We start from the raw sequence: 19,615 nt of genomic DNA, 5'->3' as shown, positions 1-19,615 counted from the left end.
TCCGGTGCCGCCGGTCATCAGCTTCCGCAACGCCGCGAAGGACTTCCGGGTCGGCAAGAACGTGATCACCGCCGTCGACTCGGTCGACCTCGACGTGGAGCGCGGCGAGGTCGTCGGCGTCATCGGCTACTCCGGCGCCGGCAAGAGCACGCTGGTCAGGTTGATCAACGGCCTGGAGACGCCCAGCCGGGGCACGGTGGTGGTGGACGGCAAGGAGGTCGCCGGCCTGACCGAGCGCGAGCTGCGCCGGCTGCGCGCCCAGGTCGGCATGATCTTCCAGCAGTTCAACCTGCTCAACTCGCGCACCGCCGCCGGGAACGTGGCCTACCCGCTGAAGGTGGCGGGTTGGCCGCGCGAGCGGCGGGCGGCCCGGGTGGCCGAGCTGCTGGAGTTCGTCGGCATCGCCGACCAGGCCCGCCAGTACCCCAACCAGCTCTCCGGCGGCCAGAAGCAGCGCGTCGGCATCGCGCGGGCGCTGGCCACCGACCCCACCATCCTGCTCGCCGACGAGGCCACCAGCGCGCTGGACCCGGAGACCACCCGCGACGTGCTGGCCCTGCTCAAGAAGATCAACACCGAGCTGGGCACCACCGTCGTGGTGATCACCCACGAGATGGACGTGGTCAGCTCCATCTGCGACAAGGTGGCCGTCATGGAGAACGGCAGGGTGATCGAGCACGGACCCATCTACGACGTGTTCGCCCGCCCGCGCGAGCCCGCGACCAGGCGTTTCGTGCACAGCGTGCTGCGGGACAGGCCACCGCCGGAGACGCTGCGCCGGCTGCGGCACAGCTTCCCGGGGCGGATCGTGACGGTCGCGGTCCGCGACGACGGCGCCTCCCAGGCCACCCTGGCCCGCAAGCTCGGTGAGCACAACGTGCGGAGCACGATCATCTACGGCGGCATCGGCGAGCTGGCCGAGAAGCCGTTCGGCAGCATCACCTACGAGCTGGTCGGCGAGGACGCCTCGGTGGACGCGCTGATCGCCGAGCTGGATCAGCTCGCGTCCGTTGAGGAGCTGCCATGAACAACTGGGACCAGCTCTCCCCGGTGCTGCTGTTGTCGTTCCAGCAGACGATCTACATGGTGGCCTGGACGATGGTCATCGCCGGTGTGCTCGGGCTGCTCATCGGGGTGCTGCTCTACGCCACCCGCCCGGGAGGGCTGCTGCGCAACCCGGTGGTGTTCCACCTGCTCAACGTGCTGGTCAACATCATCCGACCGATCCCGTTCATCATCTTCATCACCGCGGTCGGGCCGCTCACGCTGCTCGTCATGGGCACCACCATCGGGACGCAGTCGGTGGTGTTCCCGATGTCGGCGATGGCCAGCTTCGTGATCGGGCGGGTGGTGGAGCAGAACCTGATCGCCATCGACCCGGGCGTGATCGAGGCGGCGCGGGCGATGGGCGCGAGCAAGCCTCGGATCATCCTCACCGTGCTGATCCCGGAGGCGCTCGGACCGCTGGTGCTGGGCTACACGTTCATCTTCGTCGCGGTGGTGGACATGTCCGCGATGGCCGGCTACGTGGGTGGCGGCGGGCTGGGCAACTTCGCCATCACCTACGGATACCAGCAGTTCAACTGGCCGGTCACGCTGGTCACCGTGGTCGTGATCATCGTGATCGTGCAGGCCGCCCAGTTCCTCGGCAACTGGCTGGCCCGCAAGGCCCTGCACCGCTGAGCCGCTTCCCAACGCGAGGCCGCATTACAGTGTTACACTCGTCTTGTAACCTTGTTACAAGCCTAGTGGAACGGAGGACCGGCCATGGGACGCAGGGCCCTCGCGGGCTACGCCGAGCTCAACGCCGTTCTCGACCAGGTGCGTGACCCGGACCGGCCGGACCCGGAGCTCACCGACGAGCAGCTGGTCGGGCTTCAGGTGCGCTGGGCCACCGCGCTGTCCGCGCGCCTGGACGCGGCCATCGAGTTCGCCGACCACGCCCGGCCGCTGGACGCCGTGGCCCAGGCCTGGCGCGAGCTCGCGACCAGGCACGCCACGCTGCGCGCGGTGCTGGACGGCGCGGAGCGTGACTCGGCCGCGCTCGCCGACGCCCAGCGCGGCGAGTTCCGGATGCTCGCGCTCGCCGCCGGACTGGCCGCGATCGACGAGCGCGTCGAGGACGCCGTGTGGCTGGGCCGGCGATTACGCGACCTGATCCGTGACGCGGACGGTACCGACGGTCACGACTCCAGGCCGGGCAGCGTGTCGTCCAGCCCGTCCATCCAGTTCAGCACCGCACGCTCGTAGTCGATCCCGAACCCGACCACCGCCGCCAGGTACGGGTTCTCCGCCAGCATCTCGGCGGGCACCGACCGGTAGTAGGCCAGCCGCCGCTCGTTGATGGCGCGATGGCTGTCCAGGAAACGGCGCAGCAGCGCCGGGTCGAGGTGGGCGCCGAACCACAGCGTGACCAGCAGCGGGATCCGCATCGTCTCCAGCCCGGGCTCCTGGCTGAGCCACTCCGTGAACGCCACCCGCCCCTCCTGCGTGATCGAGTACGGCCGCCGCTCCCGGGCCTGGCGCGGCCCGGCCTCGATGTACCCGCGCGCCTCGAGCGCCTTGAGCTCGCGGTAGACGTGGCTGGACGTCACGTTCCAGAAGTGCCCCAGGTTGTGCTCCACCGCGCGCAGCAGGTCCCAACCGGTGCGCGGGCCGTCGTGCAGGAACCCCAGCAGCGAGGCGCCCGTCGCGTTCAGCTCGGCCACTTGACGTTCCCTTCAGGAAGGTGGACGCTGCCAGCGTAGAGATATTCCCTAAGGGAACGTGAGGGCAACCCATGACGGTTCACTACGACGTGGCCGGGCCGATCGTCACCGTCACCCTGGACCGCCCGGAAGTCTGCAACGCCGTCGACAGGCCCACCGCCGAGGCGCTGGCCGCCGCGATGCGCCGCTTCGACGCCGACCCCGAGCTACGGGTCGCGGTGCTGACCGGGGCGGGCGGGCGGTTCTGCGCGGGCGCCGACCTCAAGGCCATGGTCGAGGGCGGCGAGCGGGTCAGCCGGGTGGAGGCGGACGGCGACGGGCCGGTCGGCCCGACCCGGATGCTGCTGTCCAAGCCTGTCATCGCGGCCGTCGAGAAGGTCGCGGTGGCCGGCGGGCTGGAGCTCGCGTGCTGGTGCGACCTGCGGGTGGCCGGCACCGACGCGGTGTTCGGCGTCTACTGCCGGCGCTGGGGCATCCCACTGATGGACGGCGGCACCGTCCGGCTGCCCCGGCTGGTCGGCCACGGCAACGCGCTGGACCTGATCCTGACCGGGCGCGGCGTCTCCGGAGCGGAGGCGCTGCGCATGGGGCTGGTGAACCGGCTGGTCGAGCCCGGCACCGCCCTCGACGCCGCGCTCGAACTGGCCGCCGTGATCGCCGCCCATCCGCAGGCGGCCATGCGCTCCGACCGGATGTCCAGCTACGAGCAGTGGGACCGGCCGCTGTCCGACGCGCTGGCCAGGGAGTTCCGCCACGGGATGGCCACCCTGCACACCGGCGAGACGGTCGAGGGCCTGCGGCGGTTCGCCGCGCTCTAACGCCGCCCGGTACGGACGACGAGCATGGCATGGGCCCCGCGCTGGAAGCGGTACGGCACGTCGCGCACCTCGGTGCGGTGGCCGGACGCGGCCAGGCCGGTGCGCAGCTCGTCCAGGAAGCCGACCGGCTCGCCAGTGCCCTGCACGACCAGCGGAAACACCCGCACCTCGCGGCGCGACACCCTGACCAGCTCGGCGAGGGCCGCCCGGTGCCAGTCGGCGTCGAGCTGGTTCGCCCAGGTGAACAGCATGTGCGAGCACAGCACCAGCTCGAAGCTCGCGTCGGCCAGCGGCAGGTGCGGCAGCGCCCCCGCCAGGTAGCGACCGGGGCGTTCGCCGAGGTCGGCGAGGAACCGGTGCGCCGCGTCGACGCGGGCGGCCGCCCGCCGCTCCGGGGTGCCGTACCAGCCCCATTCGAAGCGCTCCCGGTTCCGGTCGATGATCCGGTCGCCATCGCGGAGCCCGGAAAGCACCGTCTCGGCCAGCGCCCGCCGGCCGATGGCGTAGGCCGGGTCCACGGCGACCACCCGCGCCCCGGTCTCGGCGGCGAAGCTGGATCCGCCGGCGCAGCAGTCCAGCACCGAACCGGCGGCCAGGTCCGTCGCGGTGAGGTCGAACATCGCGCGGTACTCGGCCGCCGAGCGGGATGTGACCAGCACGGGTGCGTTCAGGCCGGCGTCCTCAGGCCAGCCCGTCGAACTCCCCCGCTCGGCAGCCACGGACCCAGGCGCCCATCTCGGCACGGCCGAACAACGCGACGGGGCCGTGCGGGTCGGTGCTGTTGCGGACCGCGATGCGGCCATCGGGCAGGGCGGCGACCTCCACGCAGTTGCCGCCGCCGGGACCACCGCTGCCGGAGAAGCTGCTCTTGCGCCACGCGGCGCGGGTCAGAGAGTCGTGATCGGTCATTCCGCGCTCTCCTCTGGATCGTGGTCAGGTGTAGTACCGGGCGGTCTTCTCGATCAGTTCCAGGGAGTCTGCCTGCGGCAACGCCCGCTCGATCAAGATCCCCCACGTCATGATAATGGATCTCACCTTCGCGCGATCTTCAATATAAACGGCGCCGCCCGGCCCCTCTGTGTAACCGAAGTCGGGGATCGGATCGGGCAGCGTGAGCACCGAGAACGGCCCCTCCAGCGCCGGGGTGGCGCCCGCCGACTTGGGCAGCACCTGCAGCATGATGTTGGGCGCCGAGGCGCGGTCGACCAGGTGCTGGAGCTGGGCGCGCATGACGTGCTGGCCGCCGATCGGGCGCTCCAGGATGGACTCGTCCAGGATCGCGTGGTACTCGAGCGGGTGCTCCCTGGTCAGCACCTGCTGGCGGGCGAGGCGGGCCAGCACCCTGCGCTCCACCAGGTCGGGCGCCAGCCCGGGGATCGCCCCGTTGATCAGCGCGCGGGTGAAGTCGGCGGTCTGCAGCAGCCCGGGGATCAGCATGGCCTCGAACTGGCGCAGCGCCACCAGCGCCGCCTCCACGTTCAGGAACTCGTGGAAGTCCTCCGGGAGGTCCTTGCGGATGGCGTGCCAGTAGCCCCGCTCGTGCGCGGTGGCCGCCAGGTCGAGCAGCCATTCCCGCACGTCGACCTCCTCGACGCGGTAGAGGTCGAGCAGCTGCTCCACCTCGCGGACCCGCACGCCCTGCTCCCGGGTCTCGATCCGCCCGAGCTTGGAGCGCGACCAGGTGCCGGTGCTCGCCCGCAGCTTCTCGACCGCCTCCTCGATGGTCAGCCCGGCACGCTCGCGCAGCTGCCGCAGCGTCTCGGTCAGCTGCCACCTGCGCACGGTCGCGTTCACCACGTCGCCGCTGCCCTGGCTCACCTTTCGCCTCCCCTTACCCACGAGCACCGCGCGCGGCGTTACATCGAATGAGTATTATTCCGGGAACCCACTTCTGCTCACGAGTTCCCGATATCATAATGACCTCCCCAGGCCCGCAGCCGCCGAGCAAAAAGGCCCGGGTGGGAGGCATGATGCTAGCGAGGCGACGCCGGGCGGAGCCTGCCGGACCTCCACACCCGCCGGAGCACTCGCCCGGGCACTCCCCTGATCACCGGGGACGCCTCGACTCCGAACTTCCCGACTGGGAGGGCTGCTGGATGACCTGCGTGCGCGACCACGTCGAGCACGCGGTCAGCGACGTCGACTTCGCCGCCAGCCGGCACACCGGGTACTACCGGTCCGCCTGCGGATACGTCGTCGCCCCCGGGGCGTTGAGCGCACCCCCCGGCCGCCGGTGCGCGACCTGCGCTGCCGAGGTCGACCGCCTCACCGGCCCGGCCCTGCACTCCGCGCGCTCCGCCCACCCCGTACTGTCCACCGTCCTGCGCGCCGTCCGAACGGCCGCCACCCAAAACCGCTGGTCATGACCCGTGAGTGGTTAGCGTTGCTATGACAACGCTAACCACTCACGGGGTCTGAGCTGGGATAAGAGCAGTGAAGGAGTCGACTACTTCGGCTAGGGAGGCGCCGGGGCCGAAGTGGTGGCGGACGCCGGCGGCTAGGGCGCGGTCACGGTCGGCCTCTTCGAGGATGCCGCCGGTGATCACGGGGATGTCGACGTCCTCTTTTTCGAGTAGTTCGAGGAGCTCGGTGGTGAACTCGGCAAGGCCGCCGCTGAGCGAGCTGATCCCGATGACGTCCACGTCCTCGGCGATCGCGGTGGCCACGATGACGTCGGGCAGGTTGCGTTTGCCGAGGTAGACGACTTCGACGCCGGCTTCGGTGAGCTTTTTGGCGACCAGTCGGATGCCGACGTCGTGGCCGTCCAGACCGACCTTGCTGAGCACTACCCGGCCCCGTCTACTCATGCTGCTTCCTCGAAGCCGGCGCGGGTGGCGGACAGGATCTGTTCGATGGTGGCGCCGGCGCGCAGTGCGTCCCGGGTGGGGGGTACGAGGTTGTCGGTGCCGGCGGCGGCCACCCGCACCTTGTCCAGCGCGCGGTCCAGGGCGGGGCCGGCGTGCTTGTCCTTGTGCTCGACGATCCGTTCCCTGAGCGCGGACTCGACGGTGTCCATGCCGGGCGCGGGGGCGCTGGAGCCGGTGAACAGCTGGCGCCACTGCGGCGCGGCCACCGTGTTCTCGCCGATGAACTGGCGCTCGCCGGCGTCGAGCTGGCGCTGGCGGGTGCCCCGGCCGTGGTCGATCAGCGCGGCGATGTAGCCGTCGTGCAGGCAGGCCACGGCGCCGCCGCGCTCGAAGATGCGGTCCAGCTCGGCCCGCACGTCCGCCTCGACCCGCGCCTGCACCTCGTCGAGCTTGAACGAACCGGCCAGCGGGTCCACCGAGTTGGTCACGCCGTGCTCGGCGCCGACCGTGCGCAGGGTGCGCACCGCCAACGCGGAGGCGTCCGGGGAGGGCACCCGCAGCGGCTCGTCGTAGGACGCCGCGCACAGGTAGTCCGCGCCGCCCAGGGTCGCGGCGGCCACGCTGATCGCCACCCGCGCGACGTTGGCCAGCGGCTCGCGGTCGCTCTCCAGCCCGTGCGCGTAACCCATCAGCGCCACCGGCGGGACGTCCTCGGCCCGTACCCCGAACCGCTCGCGCAGCAGCTCGCCCCACAGCACCCGGGTGGACCGGAAGATCGCCGCACCCACGAACAGGTCGCTGCGCTCGTTGACGAACAGCATCATCCGCCGCGCCGCCTCGGTCGCCGGGTACCCGCGCGCCACCAGCTCGTCGAGGTAGGCCACGCCGTTGGCCAGCGCGATCGCCAGCGCGGTGACCGGCCCGGCGCCGGCCACGTCGTAGTGGTTGGAGCAGACGGTCATGGCGTAGCCGGGGATCTCGTTCTCGACCGCGTAGCCGACCGCGTCGCAGGCGATCCGCACCGACTGCTCGGGGGTGAACAGCTCGGTGCCGCGCGCGGTGAACTCCTTGAGCGGGTCGTTCTGCATGACCAGCCGTACCCGGTCGGCCACGCCGCGCTCGGTCAGCACCTCGTGCACCTGCGCCAGGCCGACGTGGCCGACGCTGTTGGCCAGCATCCCGACGCTGTCCACGGTGTGCACGTCGATGCCGTCGGCTATCGCGCGCATGTCGTCCAGGGTCGAGCAGGACACCCCGGCCCTGCCCACCTGCGCGCGCGCCAGCCGGTGGTCCGCGTCGAACCCGAGCTGCGACGGCAGGTCACAGGCCAGCAGGACGGACTCCGCGCCGACCTCGCGCAGCATCCGGATCCGCTCGGCGGTCATCTCCGGGCTGCCCTGGCCGGTGTAGATCATGGCGTACGGGCGGTAGGGCGGGCCGTCGGCCGCGCGCCGGTCCACCCACTCGCGCAGCGACCGGTCCTCCGGCGGGCCGCCGTAGTGCCGTTCGATCGGGACCTGTGCGTCGTTCGCCCTGCTCGCGGTCATCGCCGCTCACCCCGTCGAGTGCGTGCGCAGGCTGAGCCGGTCGACCTTGCCGTACGGGGTGCGCGGCAGCTCGGGGACCACGATGACCGACCGGGGGCGGCGGAAGCCCAGCTCGGGCTTGCAGAACTCGATGAGCGCCTGCTCGTCGAGCACGACGCCGCGCTCCGGTGCCACGAACACCCGCACCGCCTCGCCCCAGCGCTGGTCGGCGACCCCGATGGCGGACGCCTCCCGGACCCCGGGGAAACGTACGACAACATCCTCAACCTCCTTCGGCGCGATGTTGAAACCGCCGGAGTTGATCATGTCATCCCGGCGGCCGCGCAGGTAGACATAGCCGTGCTCGTCCCGGTGGCCCATGTCCCTGGTCCACAGCCGGCCGTCCTTGAGCGTGTCGGCGGTCAGCTCCGGCTTGGCCCAGTAGCCGTCCATCAGGTGGTGCCCGGAGACCACTATCTCGCCCATCTCGCCAGGGCGCAGCGCGACGCCGTTCTCGTCGACCACGTCGACCCGCACGCCGCGCCAGGCCCGCCCCACCGAGCGGACCCGCTCCTCCCCCACCCGGTGGTCGGCCTTGGGCAGCCAGGTGATCGTCATCGGCGCCTCGGACTGGCCGTAGAGCTGGGCCAGCACCGGCCCGTAGCGCTCCAGCGCGCTGCCGAGCACATCCGACGCGATCGGCGCGGCGCCGTAGACGATGTTGCGGTAGGCCGGCGTCTCGGCGACCTCCAGCATGTCCATCAGCATGGTGGGGACCAGCTTGAGGGTGTTGATGTGCTCGTCGCGGCCCAGCCGGACGGCCTCCTCGGGGTCGAAGCCGTGCCGCACGTGCAGGTGCCCGCCGCAGGCCAGGTAGGCCAGCGCGAAGTAGCCGGCGCCGTGCGAGAGGGGTTGGACGAGCAGGACGGAGTCGGCGGTGGTCTCCGCGCCGAGCTCCACCATGAGGTTGACGGCCACGCGCACCAGCGCCCGGTGGCTGAGCATGACGCCCTTGGGGCGGCCGGTGCTGCCCGAGGTGTAGGAGATCCAGGCCAGCTCGTCGGTGCGGTCGCGCTCCGGGGGGTGCTCCGGGCGGGCGGCGTCCAGGGTGGTGCGGTAGTCCAGCGCTTTGGCGGGCGGTTCGGAGCCCGGCTCGCCGATGCGCAGCCACGGGATTGCGGCCTCGGCGGACAGCTCGGCGGAGATCTCGTCGAAGGCCGCCTCGGTGATCAGCGCGCGGACCTCGCAGTCGGCCGCGATGTAGCGGAACGTGCCGGGGTCCAGGCGCACGTTCAGCGCGACGCGGACCAGGCCGGCGCTGGCCAGCGCGACGTCCACGACCGGGTACTCCAGCCGGTTGCGCAGCAGCACCGCTACCCGGTCACCCGGGCGCAGGCCCAGGCCGAGCAGCGCGTTCGCCAGCCGGCCGGCGTCGGCGTCCAGCTCGCCGTAGGTCAGCCGGCCCTGCGGTGCGCTCACCGCCGTCGCCGACGGGTTCTCGCCGGCGCCGTGCCGGAGCAGGTACCCCAGGTCCATCAATGCCTCACAATCGCCGACGGTTTACGCGGGGACGAACCAGAACTGTGGGGTGGCTTCCTCCTCGGCGAGCTCGAGGCGGACCGGGGCCGGCACCGTCGCGTCCTCACCGAGGTCACGCAGCTGGGCGAAGACTCGGATCTCGCCGAGCTCGACCATGCCCAGCAGGTAGGGCGGTTCGATGCCTTCGACCGGCACCCAGACCCGGGTCCAGCTGACCAGCGTCCCGGTGGTGGGCAGGGCGGCGGGTGTGAGATCGGTGGCATAGCAGCGCGGGCAGCCGGCCTTGGGTGGCCAGCAGACCCAGCCGCAGGCGGTGCAGCGGGAGCCGACCAGCGCGCCGGCCTCGCGGTCCAGCCTCGGGCGTTGCGTGCTCGGGGTATCCGCGTGCACCGCCGTCATCGGGCTCCCTCCAACACATGGATCGCGCACACCGCGGAGTCGCCGTCGGCCCAGCCGCCGCTGTTCTGCGCCAGCGCGATCCGGGCGCCGTCCACCTGCCGTTGCTCCGCCTGGCCGCGCAGCTGCCAGGTCAGCTCGGCGATCTGGGCGACCCCGGTGGCGCCGACCGGGTGGCCGCGCGAGGACAGCCCGCCGCTCGGGTTGACCTCGTGCGCCCCGCCGGGGCCGGTCACGCCGTCGCGCAGCAGCCTTGCGCCCTCGCCCTCCGGGCACAGGCCCAGGTGCTCGTAGTAGAGCAGCTCGCCGGGGGCCATCGCGTCGTGAACCTCCAGGACGTCCACGTCCTCCGGGCCGACGCCGCTCTGGTCGTACGCGTCCGCCGCCGTCCTGCTCGCGACAGACCGACCGTCGGTCTGTTTACTGGTGCGCAGCGCGCTGGCGCGGACCCGCACCGAGGTACGGCCCTGCAAGCCGGGCACCGCACCACGGCGAGCCACGATCACCGCGGCGGCCCCGTCGCTGATCGAGCTGCACATCGGCAGCGTCAGCGGGTCGGCGATCATCCGGCTGGCCAGCACCTCGTCCGCGGTGACCTCCTTGCGGTGCTGGGCGTACGGGTTGCGGGCGCCGGCGGCGTGCGACTTGACGGTCGCGGCGGCCAGGTCGTCGAGGGTGAGGCTGCCGTCGTCCAGCCGGGCGCGCAGCCGCATCGCGTACACGGCGGTGAACTGCAGCCCGAGCCCGGCGGTCACCTCCAGGTCACTGGCCGAGCGCAGCGCCTCCAGCGCCCTGGTCCGGTCGGCGTGGTACATCTTCTCGTGCCCGACCACGAGCACGACCCGGGCGAACCCGGCTGCCACCGCCATCACGGCCTCGCGGAACGCAGTGGACCCGCTGGCGCAGGCGTTCTCCACGTTCACCACCGGCACGCCCTCCAGGCCGACGTCGCGCACCACCGTCTGGCCCCGGATCTGCTCCTGCCCGGTGATCAGGCCGGCCAGGCTGTTCGCCGAGTACACCGCGTCGATGTCGCCCAGCCCGACCCCGGCGTCGTCCAGCGCGCGCCGCACCGCGACCCCGCCGAGGTCCTTCAGCGAGCGGTCCGGGAACCGCCCGAACTCGTGCATGCCGGCGCCGAGCACCTCGACGTCGTCAATCATGACCAGTCCCTCCAGTCGTGGCGGCCGTCTCGACATCCGCGGCGGAACGGCGCGGCTGGCCGGCCTCCCCGGCCCGCACCAGGCGTTCGGTGATCCGCGCCGCCGCCTCCGTGACCAGCGGCAACGCCTCGGCCTGCCGCTCGTCGGTGAGCCTTCCGGCCGGGCCGATCACGCTCAGCGAGGCCAGCACCTTCCCCCGGCCGTCGCGGATCGGGACGCTCACCCCGATGGCGCCCTCGATGCGCTCGCCGTGGCTGACCGCCCATCCGCGCTCGCGCACCGAGGCCAGCGCGTCCAGCAGCACCGCGCGGTTGGTGATCGTCGTCGTGGTCCGAGGCTCCATCGGCAGCAGCTCCAGCAGGTGCCCCAGCTCGTCGGCGTCCAGCCAGGCCAGCAGCACCTTCCCGGCCGAGCCGGCGTGCACCGGCTCGGCCACCCCGACGCCGGCGATGTAGCGGATGGTCTGCCGGCTGGGCAGCTCGGTGACGCAGATGCGCTGGCCACCGACGCGGACGTGCACGGCGGCGGTCTCGCCGGTCTCGTTGCGCAGCCGCTCCAGCTCGGGTCGGGCCACGAACTCCAGCCCGTTCCCGGGGCCGCTGAGCGTGTCCAGGAACTGCAGGCAGCCCGGGCCGAGGCTGTACACCCCGGTGTCCGGGTCCTGGATCACCAGGTGGTCCCCGGCCAGCGTGGCCAGCAGCCGGAACGCCGTCGTCTTGGACAGCTCGGTCGCGGCCGCGAGGTGCCCGAGCGGCCTCGGGCCGTCGGTCAGCGCCACCAGCAGCGCCACCGCGCGGCTCACCGCGCGCACCGGGACCCCGTCGTTCCCCATGCCAGCGGGTATCCGGTTCACCACATCCACCGTCCGTTCCATAGAGGCGAGAAAGCGCACATCATGCAATCACGCTGCGGACCCCCCTGAACGGCATCGTTCCGTGTCATGAAATATACGTTCCGCTAGATGATTTGTTCTACCCGGCGCGGGCGTGCTCGTCAACATTGGCCTGGATCACCTCGACGATGCCGGCGATGGCGTGGGCGAGCGCCTCGCCGGCCAGGTGCCGGGGCGGCATGAGCTGGATGTGGTCGACGTGTTCGGCCAGCTCGGCGAGCCGGGCGCACACCGTCGGCACGGAACCGGCCACGCCCATCGCGTCGAGCAGCTCGTCCGGGATCGCGGCGAGCGCGCCGTCGGCGTCCCCGGCCTCGGCCAGCCTCCGGGTCTCGGACGGCTCGATGCCGGCGTGCGCGGCCACCTGGTAGAAGTACGGCACCCGCAGGTGGCCCCGGAACGACTCGCGCAGCCACTCGCGTGCCGTGGCCGGCGAGTCGTGCACCGCGCAGCACACCAGAAGCCCGCGCTCGACCCGCCGGCCGGAGACGTCCTCGCCGCCGCGCACCGCCGGCAGCACCACGTCCACCAGCCAGTCCGGCGTGCAGACGAAGTTCACCAGCACGCCGTCGGCGACCTCGCCGGCCAGCCTGGCCATGCCTGGCCGGGTCGCGCCCAGGTGAATGGGAACCCGCTCGCGCACCGGCTCCCGGGGCAGCCGGTAGCCGTTGATCGAGAAGTGCTCGCCGGCGTGCGTGAACGGCCGCGCGTGCGAGCCCAGCGCGCCCCGGATCACCTCGACGTACTCGCGCATCCGCGCCACCGGCCGGTCGGAGTCGATGCCGTAGTAGTCCCGGCTCCACGCGCGCGGCATGCTGCCCAGCCCGAGCACGAACCGGCCGCCGGACAGCTCGTCCACCGTCGCGGCGGCCCGGGCGGCGGCCACCGGCGGCCGCGCCCAGGTCGCCACGCCGGAGAACAGCCGGGGCCGCGCCGTGACGCCGGCCAGCGCGGAGGTGACCGCGAAGACGTCGTACCCGGCCTCCAGCGAGGCGACCGAGTCCGCGCCGGCCCGCTCCACCCGCCCGGCCGCGGCCAGCTGCTCGGCAAGGCCCATCCCGGCCATGCCCAGCGACAGTCCCAGCTTCACGGGAGGGCTATTCATAGGTCCGGCCAGCGACGGCGGGCCGGAGGTCCGCCCGAGCGCCGGACTGCGCGCCTGACCGAGGCGACCTGGACTGTCGCGACGGCGCGCCGACCGCCGGAGGCGGTCTTGATGAATAGCCCGACCTTTGGGTGAGACACAGCGATCAGAACCGCAGGACGGGCAGCCCGAGGGTGTCGTCCTTGGTCCAGCGGATGGCCAGGCAGCCCTCGTTGCTGCCGGTGCCGGCGCCGGGGTAGACGAACTGGTCGGGGTCGCAGAAGTACGACATCGAGGACAGCTCCACCTTCTCCCCACGGTCCAGGGTGAGGTCGCCCTCGATCACCAGGAACCTGTCGCCGCCCGGGTTCGCCTCCGCCGCGCCGGTGCCCGACCAGCCCTCCGGCACCCGCATCAGCCAGGTGGTCCAGCCGTCGTCCAGGTCGTCCCAGAGGTGCTTGCCCTCGATCCCGGTCCGGCCGCCGTCCGGGTCGAGCACCGGCTCCCACGGCAGGTCGGCGATCTCCAGCGCGGCGACGGGGCGGCTGCGCGACTTGTGCGGGAAGCCCTCCATGAGGAGCTCGCGCTGGTCCCAGTCCTCCGGGATCGGCACGTAGGTGAAGTCCACCGGCCCGGAGTTCGTGATGAACAGGTCCACCCCCTCCGGGGCGTGCTGGTGCGCCGGGTGCAGCCAGTACGGCGGGTGGTTGAAGTAGCCGAAGTCCCGCATCTCGTACCAGTCGTCGAACTTGAACGTGCCCTTGAGGACGAACAGCTCCTCGTGGCAGGTGTGGTACTCGAAGCGGCCGACCGGGTTGGTCTTCTTGTACTCCAGCTCCTGCGGGCGGGCGTAGCCGGGCGGGAAGTTCAGCATGAACGTGCTGGCGTCGGTGTTGCCCTCGTCACGGGTGTAGACCCGCCGCTGGGTCCCGTCCGGCCAGGTGTCCTGCCAGAGCCGGCCGTCCGCGGCCGAGGTCTCCTTCGGGATGTCGTCCAGGTGCACCGGTCCCACCCGCAAGTGCTTCATCGCCACCGTCCTTCGTGCCTCGAGCGTCTCGACCAGAGGGATCTGTTCCGTCTGGTGGTTGTCATGTTTCATAACACGGTCCAAACTGAGGTGTCAAAGCTCGGCGATGACCCTTCGAACCGCACAGTGGTTTTCTCGGACCACACCGTGGTACGGTGCTCGACCAGCTCACACGGGTCACGCCCTCGCTGATGGGAGGCGGATGTGAAGGACCAGGTGCGCGTGTCGCTCGTCCAGCTCGCGGCGGTCGAGCTGGACCCGGACAAGAACGCCGAACGGATGGCCGCCCATGTCGAACGGGAGGGCCGCGAGCACGGCGCCGAGCTGGTGGTGTTCCCGGAGCTGAGCAGCACCGGCTACGTGCGCTCGGCCCGCGACGACGAGTTCGCCGAGCGGATGTACGCCGCCTCCGAGCCGGTGCCCGGCCCGACCACCGAGCGCCTCGGCGCCGCGGCGCGGGCGGCCGGGGCCTACGTCGTCACCGGGATATCGCAGACCCACCCGCGCATCCCGGAGGTGCTCTACAACAGCGCGGTGCTGATCGACCCGCGCGGCGAGCTGGTCGGCGTGCACCACAAGACGCACGCCTGCCGGGACGAGAAGGAGTACTACATCGCCGGCGACACCGTCGACGTGTACCCCACCGAGCTGGGCAACATCGCCCTCAACCTGTGCTACGACGTGCGCTTTCCCGAGCTGGCGCGGGTGCAGACGCTGATGGGCGCGGAGATCATCGTGTCGTTGTGGGCGTCGGCGGTGCAGCCGGGCAAGGTCCCGCCGGACAGCATCATCCAGCGCTGCGCGACCCGGGCGATGGAGAACGCGGTGTTCTTCATGGGCTGCAACCGCACCGGCACCGACGGCGACCAGACCTTCTACGGCCGCAGCGCCATCGCCGGGCCGAGCGGTGACACGCTCGCCAGCTCGGGCACCGACCGGGAGGAGGCGGTGCGCGCCGTGCTGACCGGCGCCGACCTGCGCGCCCAGCGCCGCTACCTGACGCTGTTCCGCGACCGTCGCCCCGAGCTGTACGGGCTGATCACCGAGTCGCTGTCCGGCTCCGCGCCCACGGGGGGCGGGCGCTGATGGGCACGCTGCTGCGCCTGACGGACCTGGCGGCCGGCGACGCGGTCCGGCTGCCGGCGGAGGAGACCCTGTTCCGCGTGCTGGAAGGGCCGGGGAGCTGGCTGTCCGCGCTGGAGGTCGATGGGGAGGGCCAACCGGACAACGGCAGCGCGTGGTTCCAGGAGATCTTCGCCGCGCCGGACGCCCGGCCGCTGGCGGACAGCGCCCGCTACCTGTTCAAGATCGAGATCGACGTGCACGACGACGTCGACCTCGACGCGTTCCACGAGTGGTACAACGGCACGCACGTGCCCGAGGTGAACCCGGCCGGGCTGTTGGGGGGCCGGCGGTTCCGGGCGCTCTCCCACGAGCGCCGTTTCCTGGCCACCTACGACCTGGCCCACCGGCACGTGATGGAAAGCGACGCGCTGGCCCGGGTGCGCGGGTTCGCCCAGTTCACCGACGGCGTCACCATCCGGCACCGCTCGATTCTGGAACGCACCAGCCGGTAATTCCCCCAGCCCCCAAAGACACCAGCTGGAGCAGACATGTCCGAAGCGACGCGCGACCACGAAATGGTCGCGACTCCCGCGTTACCGTCCCGTTCGGCCCGCCGCAGGGTGGTGTTCGCCGGGGCCATCGGATCCGCCGTCGAGTATTACGACTACGGAATCTACGGCTATCTGGCGACCACGTTCGCGGCGCTGTTCTTCCCGTCCGAGAACCCGACGGCGGCGCTGCTGTCCACGTTCGCCGTGTTCGCCATCTCGTTCGTGGTGCGCCCGCTCGGGGGCGTGCTGTTCGGGCACCTCGGCGACCGGTTCGGCCGGCGCACCGCACTGGCCGCCGCCGTGATCATCATGTCGCTGGGCACGTTCGCCATCGGGCTGCTCCCTTCGTACGCGGCGATCGGGTTCGTGGCGCCGCTGCTGCTGGTCGTGGCGCGCCTGGTGCAGGGCATGTCGGCCGGCGGGGAGAACCCGGGCGCCGCCTCCTACGTCGCCGAGATCAGCCCGCCGGCCAGGCGTGGGCTGCTCTGCTCGATGCCGCAGGTCGGCTCCAACATCGGTCTGCTGGTGGCCTCCGGGATGATCGGCACGATGTACCTGGCCATGACGCCGGAGCAGATCAACGCCGGCGGCTGGCGCATCCCGTTCCTGCTGGCGCTGCCGTTCGGGATCGTCGGGCTGTACGTGCGGCTGCGGCTGGAGGACTCGCCGGCGTTCCGGCGCATCGAGGAGCGCGGCGACATCGCGAAGCTTCCGATCGTCGAGGTGGTCACGAAGTCCTGGACGTCGGTGCTGCGCACGTTCGGGATCTGCCTGGTCGACTTCGCCGGCTACTACATCGTGTTCGTCTACCTGACGGTGTACCTGCAGCGCGAGGGCGGGTTCGGCGCGGCCGGGGCGAACTGGTCGACCACCGCCGCGCTGATCGTCGGCACCCTCACCATCCCGCTGTTCGGGCACTGGTCGGACCGGATCGGGCGCAAGGCCACGCTGCGGATCGGGTGCGTGGCGTTCATCGTGCTCACCATCCCGATGTTCCTGCTCATGCGGGCCGGCTCGATGCCGCTGGCCATCCTGGGCCACTGCGTGCTCGGGGTGTGCGTGGCCGCGATCATGGGGCCGCTGTTCGCCACGCTCGCCGAGGTGTTCGGCACCCGGGTGCGCTACAGCGGGTTCGCGCTCGGCTTCAACATCGCGGCCATCGTCACCGGCGGCACCGCGCCGTACCTGGCGACCTGGCTGATCAAGCAGACGGGCAACACCATGTCCCCCGGGTTCTTGCTCATCGTGGCCGCCGCACTCACCCTGGCCAGCCTCATCGGCCTGCGCGAGACGGCTCGTAGCGAGCTGTGAGCTGTGATGCCTGGCGAGCTCCCGCTCCCCGGCAGGGCCGCGCCGGATCGGGCCGACGGGCCCGTTCGGGCGCGGCTCGAGCCGTCAATTCCGACGGCCAGAACGGACCATTCGTTCGCCATTGCACGAAGGGCACGAATTTCATTGACCGGAATGGCCGCGAGCGGTAGCGTAATGACATGCGAGCGGCGTTCGTAATATCGAATGCGCGGTACCGCCCATGAGCGATCAGTCGCCATTAGTCACCTTAGCCGGAATCGGCAAGCGCTACGGTTCGACATGGGTTTTGCGCGATATCAACCTTGACTTCGCGCCCGGCCACTGCACGGCGCTGGTCGGTGAGAACGGCGCGGGCAAGTCGACGCTCGTGGGAGTCATGAGCGGCACCGTCGCGCCGACCGAGGGCACCCTCGCGATCGAGGGACGGACCACCGCGCTGCGCTCGCCGCGCGACGGCCGGGCCCAGGGCATCGGCCTGATCCCGCAGGAGCTGGCCTACGTCCCCGACCTGACCGTCGCCGAGAACATCATGCTGGCCAACTGGCCGCGCGGGCGGGCCTGGGCGCCGCAGCGCTGGATGCGCCGGCGCGCCGGGGAGATCCTCGACGAGCTGGACATCCGCATCGACGTGCGCCGGCGCATGGCCGAGCTGCCGCTGGCCGAGCGCCAGCTCGTCGAGGTGGCCAAGGCGCTGGCCAGCGACGTGCGGCTGCTCATCCTGGACGAGCCCACCGCGTCGCTGTACGCCCACGAGACCCGCACGCTGCTGCGGCACCTGCACCGGCTCAAGCAGCGCGGCACCTGCCTGGTCTACGTCAGCCACCACCTCGACGAGTGCTTCGAGATCGGCGACCGGGTGGCGGTGCTGCGCAACGGCGGCCTGGTCGACCTGTCCCCGACCGGGCGCACCAGCCCGGCCCGCACGGTCTCGGCCATGCTCGGGCGCGACTACGCCGAGCCGGCGACCCTGACCGGCGACGGCGCCGCGTTCCCGGTCGCGATGGAGGTGTCCGGCTGGTCGCGGGAGCGGCGGCCGGCGCTGCGGGAGGTCAGCTTCGGCATTCGCGAAGGCGAGGTGCTCGGCGTGTTCGGGCTGGTCGGGTCGGGGGTCGAGGCGGTCGCGCGCGGGCTCGGCGGCGACCAGGCCGGCATCACCGGTTCGCTGGTCACCGGCTCGGTCCGCCGCCCGGTGCCGCGCTCGCCGCGCCGGGCCCGGCGGCTGTCCATCGGCTACGTCCCGTCCGAGCGCAAGACCGAGGGCCTGGCGCTGAGCCAGAGCGTGGCCGAGCACCTGACCATGATGGTGATCGGCAGGTTCGCCCGGCTGGGCTGGATGCGTTCGAGGGCACAGGCGCGGGCCGGGCGCGAGCTGGCCGAACGGTTCGACGTCAGGTGCCGGGCGGTGGGCCAGGAGGTCGAGCAGCTCAGCGGAGGCAACCAGCAGAAGGTGCTGGTGGCCAGCCGGATGGCGGCCGCGCCGAAGGTGCTGGTGCTGCACGAGCCGACCCGGGGCGTGGACATCGGCTCGCGCGCGCAGATCCACCGGATGCTCACCGAGTTCGCCAGGGCCGGGTCCTCGGTGGTGCTGGTGACCTCCGACCTGCAGGAGGCGGTGGGCGCCACCGACCGGCTGATCGTGCTGCGCGACGGCCGGGTGGTGGCCGAGCTGGCCGGTGATGAGAAGACGGGCAACAGGGCGCTCGCGCTGGCCGCCGCCGGAGGACACCACCATGACTGACCTCGGCACGCAGGCGCCACCGGCCCCGGTCCGGGTCCCGGTGCTGGCCCGGGTGCCGGTGACCGCGGGCGTCGGCACCTTCCTGGTGCTGGTCGTCGTCGGGTTCGGGCTCTTCATCGACGGCTTCGCCACGTACTCCAACGCCACGGTCATCCTGGCCACCGCCAGCGTGATCATGATCGCCTCGCTCGGGCAGTTGCTGACGGTGGTGGCCGGCGGGTTCGACCTGTCCATCGGCGGCGTGATCCCGCTGTCCGCCGTGCTCTACGCCCGGCTCACCGCCGACGGGCGCTCGGCGGCGACGGCGCTGCTGGCGGTGATCGCGGTCGGCGCGCTGGTCGGCGCGGTGCACCTGGTGCTCATCGGCTGGGCCAGGATCAACGCGCTGATCACCACGCTGGCCACGCTGTCCATCACCGGCGGCGTCGCGTTCACGGTGGCGAACGGCCAGACGCTGCCGGTGCCGGCCGGGGCCGGGTTCCTCGGCGACGAGGCGTTCGACGGCATCGCGGTGCACGTCCTGCTGGCCGCCGCCCTGGTGGTCGCGGTGCACCTGGTGCTGCGGTGGACGATCTTCGGGCGGCGGGTGTACATGGTCGGCGGGAACCGGGACGCCGCCCGGCTGGCGGGGGTACGAGTGGTCGCCGTCGAGGGCGGCGTGTACATCGTGTCCGCCGTGCTCGCCGCCGTGGCCGGGGTGGTCACCGCCAGCCAGCTGCTCGCGGCCACCGGCAGCCTGGGCTCGGAGATCACCCTGCAGAGCCTGGCCGCCGTGGTGCTCGGCGGCGCGGCGCTGGGCGGCGGGCGGGGCAGCGTGGCCGGCGCGGTGATCGGGGTGCTGCTGCTCGGCGCGGTGTCCGACGGCCTCACCATCCAGCGGGTGCCCAGCTTCTACCAGCAGATCGTCAGCGGCGCGGTGCTGCTGCTCGCCGTCGGCTTCGGCAAGTTGCAGGAACGCGCCCGGCGAGCCGTGTGATCGGGAAGGGACGA

Annotated in this window: 22 protein-coding genes; 10 read left to right on the top strand and 12 right to left on the bottom strand. The window is 71.8% G+C overall.

What is annotated here, in order from left to right:
* Positions 1–4 precede the first annotated feature (4 nt).
* From N912_RS0112455 to N912_RS60245, 3 genes are all read left to right on the top strand, one after another.
* Positions 5–1,027 carry a methionine ABC transporter ATP-binding protein gene (locus N912_RS0112455; RefSeq protein WP_028922688.1) on the top strand — a complete coding sequence of 341 codons (1,023 nt, stop codon included), beginning with the start codon at positions 5–7 and terminating at the stop codon, positions 1,025–1,027.
* A complete protein-coding gene (locus N912_RS0112450; protein ID WP_028922687.1) occupies positions 1,024–1,683 on the top strand; it encodes a methionine ABC transporter permease in 660 nt (219 codons plus the stop codon). The genes N912_RS0112455 and N912_RS0112450 overlap by 4 nt, the downstream gene beginning before the upstream one ends.
* An 84-nt stretch (positions 1,684–1,767) precedes the next feature.
* A complete protein-coding gene (locus N912_RS60245) occupies positions 1,768–2,250 on the top strand; it encodes a hypothetical protein (protein WP_051580100.1) in 483 nt (160 codons plus the stop codon).
* On the opposite strand, the gene N912_RS0112440 is transcribed toward N912_RS60245, so the two are convergent.
* Positions 2,184–2,708, bottom strand: coding sequence for a PadR family transcriptional regulator (locus N912_RS0112440; RefSeq protein ID WP_028922686.1), 525 nt, complete (start codon positions 2,706–2,708; stop codon positions 2,184–2,186). The two genes, N912_RS60245 and N912_RS0112440, sit on opposite strands and share 67 nt — an antisense overlap.
* A gap of 71 nt (positions 2,709–2,779) precedes the next feature.
* Here N912_RS0112440 and N912_RS0112435 point away from each other — a divergent pair, with 71 nt between their 5' ends.
* On the top strand, positions 2,780–3,526 hold the full coding sequence (locus N912_RS0112435) for a crotonase/enoyl-CoA hydratase family protein (RefSeq protein WP_028922685.1): 747 nt from the start codon (positions 2,780–2,782) through the stop codon (positions 3,524–3,526).
* Here the strand turns inward: N912_RS0112435 and N912_RS0112430 are convergent.
* The 3 genes from N912_RS0112430 to N912_RS0112420 are packed head-to-tail and all read right to left on the bottom strand — an operon-like array spanning position 3,523 to position 5,344.
* The gene (locus N912_RS0112430) at positions 3,523–4,185 is read right to left on the bottom strand and encodes a methyltransferase domain-containing protein (RefSeq protein WP_037064263.1); all 663 of its coding nucleotides are present in this window, start codon (positions 4,183–4,185) and stop codon (positions 3,523–3,525) included. The two genes, N912_RS0112435 and N912_RS0112430, sit on opposite strands and share 4 nt — an antisense overlap.
* A gap of 22 nt (positions 4,186–4,207) precedes the next feature.
* A complete protein-coding gene (locus tag N912_RS0112425; RefSeq protein ID WP_028922683.1) occupies positions 4,208–4,435 on the bottom strand; it encodes a DUF397 domain-containing protein in 228 nt (75 codons plus the stop codon).
* 24 nt (positions 4,436–4,459) lie between these two features.
* Positions 4,460–5,344, bottom strand: a complete 885-nt coding sequence (locus tag N912_RS0112420) for a helix-turn-helix domain-containing protein (protein ID WP_028922682.1) — start codon at positions 5,342–5,344, stop codon at positions 4,460–4,462.
* Between the two features lie 278 nt (positions 5,345–5,622).
* On the opposite strand from N912_RS0112420, the gene N912_RS0112415 reads away from it, so the two are divergent.
* Positions 5,623–5,892, top strand: coding sequence for a hypothetical protein (locus N912_RS0112415; RefSeq protein WP_028922681.1), 270 nt, complete (start codon positions 5,623–5,625; stop codon positions 5,890–5,892).
* 39 nt (positions 5,893–5,931) lie between these two features.
* Here the strand turns inward: N912_RS0112415 and N912_RS0112410 are convergent, their stop codons facing one another.
* From N912_RS0112410 to N912_RS0112375, 8 genes are all read right to left on the bottom strand, one after another.
* Positions 5,932–6,333, bottom strand: coding sequence for a cobalamin B12-binding domain-containing protein (locus N912_RS0112410; RefSeq protein ID WP_028922680.1), 402 nt, complete (start codon positions 6,331–6,333; stop codon positions 5,932–5,934).
* Entirely contained in the window at positions 6,330–7,880 is a 1,551-nt protein-coding gene (locus N912_RS0112405) for a methylmalonyl-CoA mutase family protein (protein ID WP_028922679.1), read from the bottom strand. Before N912_RS0112405 ends, N912_RS0112410 begins: the two co-directional genes overlap by 4 nt.
* A gap of 6 nt (positions 7,881–7,886) precedes the next feature.
* Positions 7,887–9,395: a class I adenylate-forming enzyme family protein gene (locus N912_RS0112400; RefSeq protein ID WP_028922678.1), complete on the bottom strand. Its 1,509-nt coding sequence runs from the start codon at positions 9,393–9,395 to the stop codon at positions 7,887–7,889.
* 24 nt (positions 9,396–9,419) lie between these two features.
* On the bottom strand, positions 9,420–9,797 hold the full coding sequence (locus N912_RS60240) for a Zn-ribbon domain-containing OB-fold protein (protein WP_051580098.1): 378 nt from the start codon (positions 9,795–9,797) through the stop codon (positions 9,420–9,422).
* Positions 9,794–10,957, bottom strand: coding sequence for a thiolase family protein (locus tag N912_RS0112390; protein WP_028922677.1), 1,164 nt, complete (start codon positions 10,955–10,957; stop codon positions 9,794–9,796). Before N912_RS0112390 ends, N912_RS60240 begins: the two co-directional genes overlap by 4 nt.
* A complete protein-coding gene (locus N912_RS60235) occupies positions 10,950–11,789 on the bottom strand; it encodes an IclR family transcriptional regulator (RefSeq protein ID WP_051580097.1) in 840 nt (279 codons plus the stop codon). Before N912_RS60235 ends, N912_RS0112390 begins: the two co-directional genes overlap by 8 nt.
* 139 nt (positions 11,790–11,928) lie before the next feature.
* The gene (locus N912_RS0112380) at positions 11,929–12,939 is read right to left on the bottom strand and encodes an LLM class flavin-dependent oxidoreductase (RefSeq protein WP_028922676.1); all 1,011 of its coding nucleotides are present in this window, start codon (positions 12,937–12,939) and stop codon (positions 11,929–11,931) included.
* Positions 12,940–13,099: 160 nt separating this feature from the next.
* On the bottom strand, positions 13,100–13,960 hold the full coding sequence (locus tag N912_RS0112375; RefSeq protein WP_169747871.1) for a DUF4437 domain-containing protein: 861 nt from the start codon (positions 13,958–13,960) through the stop codon (positions 13,100–13,102).
* Positions 13,961–14,164: 204 nt separating this feature from the next.
* Here N912_RS0112375 and N912_RS0112370 point away from each other — a divergent pair, with 204 nt between their 5' ends.
* The 5 genes from N912_RS0112370 (at position 14,165) to N912_RS0112350 (ending at position 19,601) form a co-directional block, all read left to right on the top strand.
* Positions 14,165–15,046 (top strand): carbon-nitrogen hydrolase family protein, encoded by an 882-nt coding sequence (locus N912_RS0112370; protein WP_028922674.1) that lies wholly within the window; start codon positions 14,165–14,167, stop codon positions 15,044–15,046.
* Positions 15,046–15,537, top strand: coding sequence for a hypothetical protein (locus tag N912_RS0112365; RefSeq protein WP_028922673.1), 492 nt, complete (start codon positions 15,046–15,048; stop codon positions 15,535–15,537). The genes N912_RS0112370 and N912_RS0112365 overlap by 1 nt, the downstream gene beginning before the upstream one ends.
* Positions 15,538–15,573: 36 nt before the next feature.
* A complete protein-coding gene (locus N912_RS0112360; protein WP_084210832.1) occupies positions 15,574–16,887 on the top strand; it encodes an MFS transporter in 1,314 nt (437 codons plus the stop codon).
* A gap of 220 nt (positions 16,888–17,107) precedes the next feature.
* Positions 17,108–18,625 (top strand): sugar ABC transporter ATP-binding protein, encoded by a 1,518-nt coding sequence (locus N912_RS0112355; RefSeq protein WP_028922671.1) that lies wholly within the window; start codon positions 17,108–17,110, stop codon positions 18,623–18,625.
* A complete protein-coding gene (locus N912_RS0112350) occupies positions 18,618–19,601 on the top strand; it encodes an ABC transporter permease (protein WP_028922670.1) in 984 nt (327 codons plus the stop codon). Before N912_RS0112355 ends, N912_RS0112350 begins: the two co-directional genes overlap by 8 nt.
* Positions 19,602–19,615 lie beyond the last annotated feature (14 nt).

Source organism: Actinospineispora acaciae DSM 45401 (assembly GCF_000620785.1).
Taxonomy (GTDB): domain Bacteria; phylum Actinomycetota; class Actinomycetes; order Mycobacteriales; family Pseudonocardiaceae; genus Pseudonocardia; species Pseudonocardia acaciae.
Note: the sequence above shows the minus strand (reverse complement) of the source record. Positions and strands in the feature narration are given on the sequence as shown.